The organism is Nonomuraea sp. NPDC049784, from assembly GCF_040659615.1.
GTDB lineage: Bacteria > Actinomycetota > Actinomycetes > Streptosporangiales > Streptosporangiaceae > Nonomuraea.
Window position 1 is genome coordinate 1 of sequence record NZ_JBFAMX010000548.1, and the last position, 6,895, is coordinate 6,895.

The window sequence follows — 6,895 nt, forward strand, 5'->3', positions numbered from 1 at the left end:
GGCCGGGGATGTGCCGCTGCTGGACGAGGCGGCCGAGTTGCTGGGCGAGGACGATTCGGCCCGCCGGGTGGCGGCCCGGCAGGCTTCGCAGGAGCTGGCTTCGGAGGAGCTGTACGCGCAGGAGGTGCTGGAGTCGACCGGGGTGCTGGAGGAGGGCATCTTCGATCGGGCCGACGTGCTGGCCGAGCGGCACGCCGACGACGGGCTCGCCCTGACGACGGCCGACCGGGCGGCGGTGGACCGGACGTGGGCGTACGGGCATGTGATCGTGGACGAGGCGCAGGAGTTGTCGTCGATGGCCTGGCGGATGATCATGCGGCGGGTGCCGGCGAAGTCGCTGACCGTGGTGGGCGACCTGGCGCAGACCGGGTCGGCGGCGGGTGCGCGCTCGTGGGGTGAGGTGCTGGACCCGCACCTGGCGGGGCGCTGGCGCGAGGAGCGGCTGCTGGTCAACTACCGTACGCCGGTGGAGATCATGGCGGTGGCCGCGGACGTCTTGCGGGCGTTCGCGCCGGACCAGGAGCCGCCGGAGTCGGTGCGCGAGGGCGGCGCCCGGCCGCGCGCGGTGCGCACGCCGTTGTCCGGGCTGCCCGGCCTGGTGGGCGAGGAGCTTGCCTTGATCGGCGAGGGCCGGGTGGGCGTGGTCTCCTCGAACGCCCGCCACGCGGAGGTCCGCGCACTGTTCCCTGAGGGGGATCTCGACGCGCCGGTGGTGGCCCTGACGGTCGGGCAGGCCAAGGGCCTGGAGTTCGACGCGGTCGTGGTCGTGGATCCGGCGGGCATCCTGGGGCAGTCGCCGATGGGGGGCCAGGACCTGTACGTGGCGGTGACGCGGGCGACGAGGCGGCTGACGGTGGTGCACGAGGGCGATTTGCCGGAGGTGCTGTCGCGGCTGACTACGGAATCTACAATGTAAAGGCGCGGGGCTGGGGCATGTTCCTCCCTCCCTCCAATCGATCAAACCCAGCACCTGAGGTGCATGGCTCAGGATTGACCGCAAGTCGCAGGACAGAACTTGACCTCCGGGTAGCGCGAGGACGGCTTGTCCAGAAGGGGCTGCCGCTGCGACTTCAGGTGCTGGTCGAGGAAGGCTGCCACGTACGTGCGGGTGAGCTCGGCGGCGCGCGCCGCCGGCAGGACGCCGGGGAGGGGCTTGATGCCGAGGACGCCCCCCAGCAGCGGGCCGTCGGTGAAGGACTGGTGTTCCGCGCCCGACAGCACGATCCAGCGCTTCCACCCGGTCAGCAGCTTCCAGTCCCGGTCCCACGAATTGTCGCGGCCGCCGGGGGTGTGCGGCGGCGAGCCCATGAACATGAACGGCCGGGAGAACCCGCTCTTGGGGATCCGGGCGTAGGTGGTGCCGTCCATGTCGATCCCGGCGCGCACTCGGGGGTCTTCGAGCATGGTCGCCATGGCGCCGGCCCCGCCGATCGACTGGCCCACCATCGCGATTCTGGAGCGGTCGATCAGGTCAGAACCGTCCCACTTCGATGTCAGCTGGTCGAGCACGAAGGAGACGTCGGCCGCCCGGTCCCGGACCACCCCCGTGCCGAAGCCGGGATCGGTGTCGCTGTCGCAGGCGAGGCATTCGGCGACCCGCCCGCCGGGGAAGGTCGTGGCGTAGCTCTCGTAGGTGTGGTCGATCCCGGCCACGACGTACCCTCGGCTGGCCAGTTCCTCGGCCAGGGACGTGAGTGTGCTCATCGGTTTGGTGAAGCCGGGGGAGAGCACCACCAGCGGCAGCTTCCGCCCCGCCGGTTCGGCGTCTTTGATGGCGTTCGTTCGCGTCTTGCTCAGCGTGTCGTACGGCACGCCCGTGATCCTCAAGCCCTTCAGAGTGAGCTCCGATTCCTTCGGCGTCATGTACGGCGCCCGCTGCCTGTCCCGCTGCTTGGTCGGATACCACAGGGTGACCTTGAGCTCCCTGGCGTCGACGTCGAGGTTCCAGGGATCGGGGCGGGAGGCGTCTTTCAGATACAGGGCGGTGGTGCCGACCGGGTGGGCGCCGGTCGGGGTGGGCAGGGTGGCGGGGCCGGTCGGCGTGGCCGACGGGCCGGCGGCGGACCTGGGCGGCGTGGGTGCGGAGCAGGCGGACGCGGCGAGAACGACCAGTCCCGCGGCGACTGCCAGGATCTGTCTCATGGGGAGGTCCATTCACTTGTGCAGCAAGGTCAGGGCCTTGGCCAGGGCGGGGTCGCGTCCGGCGGCCGCGTCTTTCGGCGTCAGGGGCACGTGGTGGTCGGGCGGCACGCCGATCCGGTCGATCACCTCGCGATTGGGCCCCAGGTGGTGCCTGGTGGGGAAGCTCAGCGTGGTGTTGTTGCTCAGCAGGTACGGCTGCGCCGGGCCGGAGATGACGCCGGCGGTTCTGGTGCCGACCAGCTGGCCGATGCGCAGGTCCTTGACCGCGGAGCTGAAATGCTCGCAGGCAGAGGCGCAGCTGCGGTCGGTGAGCACCGTCAGCGGCAGGTTGAGCAGCTCGACAGTGTCGTCGGTCCGCAAGGATTCGCACTTGCCGTTCACAGTGCACACGTGGGCGGTGACCTTGCCGTGGACGAACGCGCTCAGCAGCCGGATGGCTTCCGTGGGGCTGCCGCCGCCGTTGCCGCGCAGGTCCAGCACGACACCGGTGAGGGTACGGCCGGTGCGCAGCCTGGAGATCGCCTTGAAAACCCTGTTCGCGGAGTCGGAGGCGAACCCGCGCATCCGTACGTAGGCGATGTCGTCGTCCAGCAGCTTGGACTGCACCACTTGCAGGGCGGCCAGGTCTCGCTGGTAGAGGCCGGGCTTGAGCGTCACGGTCCAGCGGCGGCCGGTGTTCTGCCGCAGGAGCCGCAACTGGACCGGGCGGGCTTGGGGGTATTGCGGGTAGAGGGCGGCGATCGCGGGGGTGGCCTTCCCGTCGATGAAGGGCGCCGATCCGTTGACCGATTCGATGATGTCGCCTGGGCGCAGTCCGGCGGCCTGCGCCGCGCCGCCCTGCACGGTGGTGACGAACAGCGGGGGGAGCGCGGCGCCGGGGTTGCCGTCCGTCTGCGGGCCGTTGACGTTCGCCTGGAGACCCAGGCCGTAGCCGTCGCCGTCATAGTAGTCGGGCGGCCTCTTGACGTCGTGCGCCCAGCGGGCGTGGTTGTCGCCGAGGCCGGCCACGATGGCCTCGAGGGTGGCGATGGCCAGCTTGTCGCGGAGGTCGGGGACCTGATCGGTGGTCTTCTTATAGACGGTCTTGAAAGCGGTCCAGTCGGTTTTCCGGTCACCGGTCAGCGCCGGCATGGTGGCCTCGGGTACGTCGCGCCCGTTGCGGTTGAGCTCCTGCGTCAGGGCGACGAATCCGGCGCTCAGCAGCGAGCGGTTGTCCAGCGTGGCGCCGCTGTAGTAGTTGCCGAGGATGCAGAAGTACGCCTGCTCGATGACGTCGATCGTGGTGGCCGTCTCCGCGCCGGGCGGTCCTTGGGGCGGAGAGCAGGCCGTACTGGCTGCCGTGCTCGCCAGGCTGCGCGGCGGCGCCGGTGCCGTGCAGGCCGCCGCCAGGAGGAGGGCGAGCCCGGCTGTCGCGGTCCTGATCATGGTCATGACAGGCGCCTGCGGATCCACCAGAAGGAGAACCACGTGAGTCCGAGGGTGAGCAGGGCGTAGATCCCGGTCTCGATCCACTGGAAAGGCCAGAAGCGGTCGAGGGGCTGGTAGGTCGCCTTCTGCCGGTAGCCGAGCCTGCTGATCTCAGCCGGGCACGCGCGCGGTCCTGCTCCCTGCGGTGAGCAGGGCCCTGACGTCGTGGAGACCTGGACGGCGCCTCCGTCGTCGCCGCCGATCGTGCGTCCGGACGGATCGACCAGGTCGTTGGACAGGACCCAGGCACCCGCGTGGCCGGGAACGGCCGACTTCAGGAAAATCCGCGGAGATCCACCTCCGTCCCGTGACATGGAGATCCCCTGCATGTTCGCATCGCTGATCTCGAAGGTCGAGGTGACCGGGGGCATCAGGTGGGGCCGGACCAGCAGCGGCATGGCGAGCTGGATCGCGGCGAAGACAGCCAGGGTGAGGGCCATGGCGGGCAGTGTGCGGCGCACCAGCATGCCCACGGTCACGCCCAGGACGAAGGCGAAGGCCGCATACCCCATCGGGGCGATGCCGCGCGCGCCGAACACCAGGGGAGCCATCAGGGCCAAGTCCTCCGGGGCCGACTTGTCCAGGGGTGCGGACCACCAGGTCACCGCGAGGCCGCACAGGCCGGCGGCGGCCACGGCGGTCAGGCCGGTGAGTCCGAGTTTGACCGTCAGCCAGCGGCTGCGGGTGATGCTCTGGTTCCACACCAGCAGGTGCGTGCCCGCCTCCAGCTCGCGGGTGATCAACGGTGCTCCCCAGAAGAGCCCGACGAGAGCGGGCAGGAGCAGCACGACGAGGCTGACGGCCATGAAGGGCAGGTCGTACTGGCCGAAGAAGCGGTCGTAGAAGCGGCCGCAGGTGTCGTCCTGGGTACAGGCGGCGATCCCGGCGGAGTAGCCGGAGGCCAGGCCCGGGCCGGTCAAGGCCAGGGCGGTGGCGAGGACGACGAGCAGGGCGGCCATCATCGCGGCCGAGCCGCGGAGTTGGCGCCAGGTCAGCCAGATCATCGCTGCACCTCCAGGGCGACTCGCCGGTTCTCGGCGGTGCGCCTTTCCATGTAGGCCAGGACGAGGTCTTCGAGGCTGAGCTGGGTGACCGTCCAGGCGGGGTCGTGGATCGGGGCGTCGGTGCGGACGACGATGGTGCTCTGCCGGTCGGTGTGGCGCGCGGAGACGACGTGCTGGTCGGCAGGGAGGCGATCGGGGTCGCGGCGTGGGCCGGTGAGGCGGTGATGGGTGGCCAGGAGCTTGTCGACCTCTCCGGCCACCTCGACGCGCGAGTCGACGAGGACGATCAGGTAGTCGCAGACCCGTTCCAGGTCGGAGACCAGGTGGGAGGAGAGCACGACGCTGAACTCGTGCTCGACGGTGGCCTCCATCAGGACCTGCAGGAACTCGCGTCGGGCGAGCGGGTCGAGTGAGGCCACGGGCTCGTCCAGGATCAGCAGCTCGGGCCGCTTGGCCAGGCCCAGGGTGAGGGCGAGCTGGGCGCGCTGGCCGCCGGACAGTTTTCCCGCCCGGTGGGCGGGGTCGAGGCCGAGCTGCTGGATGCGTTCTCGTGCGAGCGCGGCGTCCCAGCCGGGGTTGAGCCGTGCTCCTAACCGCAGGTGGTCGGCGATGCTGAGCCCGGCGTAGACGGGGGTGTCCTGGGCGACGAAGCCGACCTTGGCCAGCTGTGCCGGGCCGCCGGCGGGGTGGCCGCCGAGCACGGTGATGGTGCCCGAGGTCGGTTGCAGCTGGCCGCAGGCCAGTTTCAGCAGCGTGGTCTTGCCGGCCCCGTTGGGGCCGACCAGTCCGACGACGTGCCCGGCGGGGATGTCGATGGTGCAGTCTGTCAGCGCCCAGCGCTTGCCGTACTTCTTGCCCAGTCCCTGGGCCTGCAGGACAGCGCTCATGAGGTCTCCTCCGGAGCCCTCATGTGTTCACTGATGCGCTCGCTCCGCTCGGTCATGCTATGTCCTCCTGCGAGGCGGTCCGAAAAGTGGTCATGAACAGGGCCTCGATGCTTTCGTCGTCGAGGCCGGCCAGGCGGGCCTTGGCCAGCCAGCGCCGTAGGTCCTGACGCAGCGGGCCGTGCGCGGCCAGCGAGGCGTCGGTCAGTGTCTTGGTCACGAACGTCCCGACGCCCGGCCGGGCGGCCGCCAGGCCCTCGTGCTCGAGTTCCCGGTAGGCCTTGAGCACCGTGTTGGGGTTGATCGCCAGCCGCGCCACCACGTCCTTGACGGTCGGAAGCTGGTCACCCTCACGCAGCAGACCCAGCCGCAGCGCCTGCCGGACCTGATGGACCAGCTGCAGGTACGGCGAGACACCCGACCTGCCGTCCAGATGGAACTCGATCACTGCACCTCCATTTATCTAGGCTCCTAGTACTTTAGAGTCCTAGATGTTAAAGGATCATAAGGATCGCTGCGACAGAGGCGGACGGTTGTCCTACCGGCGTGCGGCCGAGCTGTCCGAGGCCCTCACCCGCCCGCCGGCGCATCCTGGGCTCGTCGACGAAGCCGAACTCCGAACGACGCGGCGGCTGGACGCTGCGCCAGCTCCGCCACGCCGCCCTCACTCACGTAGCCGCAAGCCTCGGCCTGATGGCTGGAGGGGCCTTCACATAGCTGCGCTTACGTGCGCAAGAAACGTCAACGCGTGTACCTGTCTTGCCGACGCCCCGAACTCGCCTGCGCCGTTCATGCCTGGCAGCATCGACGCTGTGAGGGCTGGGGAGGAGATGACGCCGCACTTCGCCGTTCGCGAGGGGTACGCGCTCTATCGCGGTCCGTCGGCGGACAGCACCTTGCATCGTCATGCCGCCTTCCAGGTCGCCATCGCCCTCCAGGGCGAGGTGGCCATGGCGGACGCTTCCGATACCCTGCATCACGCCGCGGCGCTGATCGTGCCACCGATGACGCGGCATCGGATGCTTGCAGCGGAGCGCCTGCTCACGTTCTTCGTCGAGCCGCACTGCGCGTTCGCCGACTGGCTGCGCGAGCGCTGCGGCGACGGCATCACCGCCGCCGCCGAGCTGCGTGGCCTCGGTGAGGAGGATGTCCGCCGCGCTGGTGCGCGCCCGTCCAGCGGGTTCGACTCCCGCCTGCTGGCAGCGATGGCCACGCTCGCGGATCGGGGGGAGCCGATGCCGCGCCTGGCCGCGGAAGTCGGACTCTCGCCCCAACGCCAGCGCGCCCTGGCGCGGCATCAGCTGGGCGCCCCGGTTCCGGTCCCGCAAAGATCACCGGCAGGCGATCCGGTTCACCCGAAACGCCCGCTTCAAGGTCACGGCGGGCGGGAAACTGTCC

Annotated in this window: 7 protein-coding genes; 2 read left to right on the plus strand and 5 right to left on the minus strand. The window is 70.1% G+C overall.

The window, feature by feature from the left end:
• Positions 1 to 916: ATP-binding domain-containing protein (locus AB0J09_RS51360; protein WP_360708900.1), on the plus strand; the 916-nt coding region annotated here is incomplete at its 5' end.
• Positions 917 to 984: 68 nt separating this feature from the next.
• Here the strand turns inward: AB0J09_RS51360 and AB0J09_RS51365 are convergent.
• Genes AB0J09_RS51365 through AB0J09_RS51385 form a run of 5 tightly spaced genes read right to left on the minus strand, consistent with a single transcriptional unit; the run spans position 985 to position 5,945 of the window.
• Entirely contained in the window at positions 985 to 2,142 is a 1,158-nt protein-coding gene (locus tag AB0J09_RS51365) for an alpha/beta hydrolase (RefSeq protein ID WP_360708902.1), read from the minus strand.
• Positions 2,143 to 2,154: 12 nt separating this feature from the next.
• Positions 2,155 to 3,573: a S41 family peptidase gene (locus tag AB0J09_RS51370; protein ID WP_360708905.1), complete on the minus strand. Its 1,419-nt coding sequence runs from the start codon at positions 3,571 to 3,573 to the stop codon at positions 2,155 to 2,157.
• Positions 3,570 to 4,613 (minus strand): ABC transporter permease, encoded by a 1,044-nt coding sequence (locus AB0J09_RS51375; RefSeq protein WP_360708908.1) that lies wholly within the window; start codon positions 4,611 to 4,613, stop codon positions 3,570 to 3,572. Before AB0J09_RS51375 ends, AB0J09_RS51370 begins: the two co-directional genes overlap by 4 nt.
• Positions 4,610 to 5,500: an ABC transporter ATP-binding protein gene (locus AB0J09_RS51380; protein ID WP_360708911.1), complete on the minus strand. Its 891-nt coding sequence runs from the start codon at positions 5,498 to 5,500 to the stop codon at positions 4,610 to 4,612. Before AB0J09_RS51380 ends, AB0J09_RS51375 begins: the two co-directional genes overlap by 4 nt.
• A 52-nt stretch (positions 5,501 to 5,552) precedes the next feature.
• Positions 5,553 to 5,945 (minus strand): GntR family transcriptional regulator, encoded by a 393-nt coding sequence (locus AB0J09_RS51385; RefSeq protein ID WP_360708915.1) that lies wholly within the window; start codon positions 5,943 to 5,945, stop codon positions 5,553 to 5,555.
• Positions 5,946 to 6,327: 382 nt separating this feature from the next.
• On the opposite strand from AB0J09_RS51385, the gene AB0J09_RS51390 reads away from it, so the two are divergent.
• A partial coding sequence (locus AB0J09_RS51390) for a hypothetical protein (protein ID WP_360708918.1) occupies positions 6,328 to 6,895 on the plus strand: 568 nt, incomplete at its 3' end.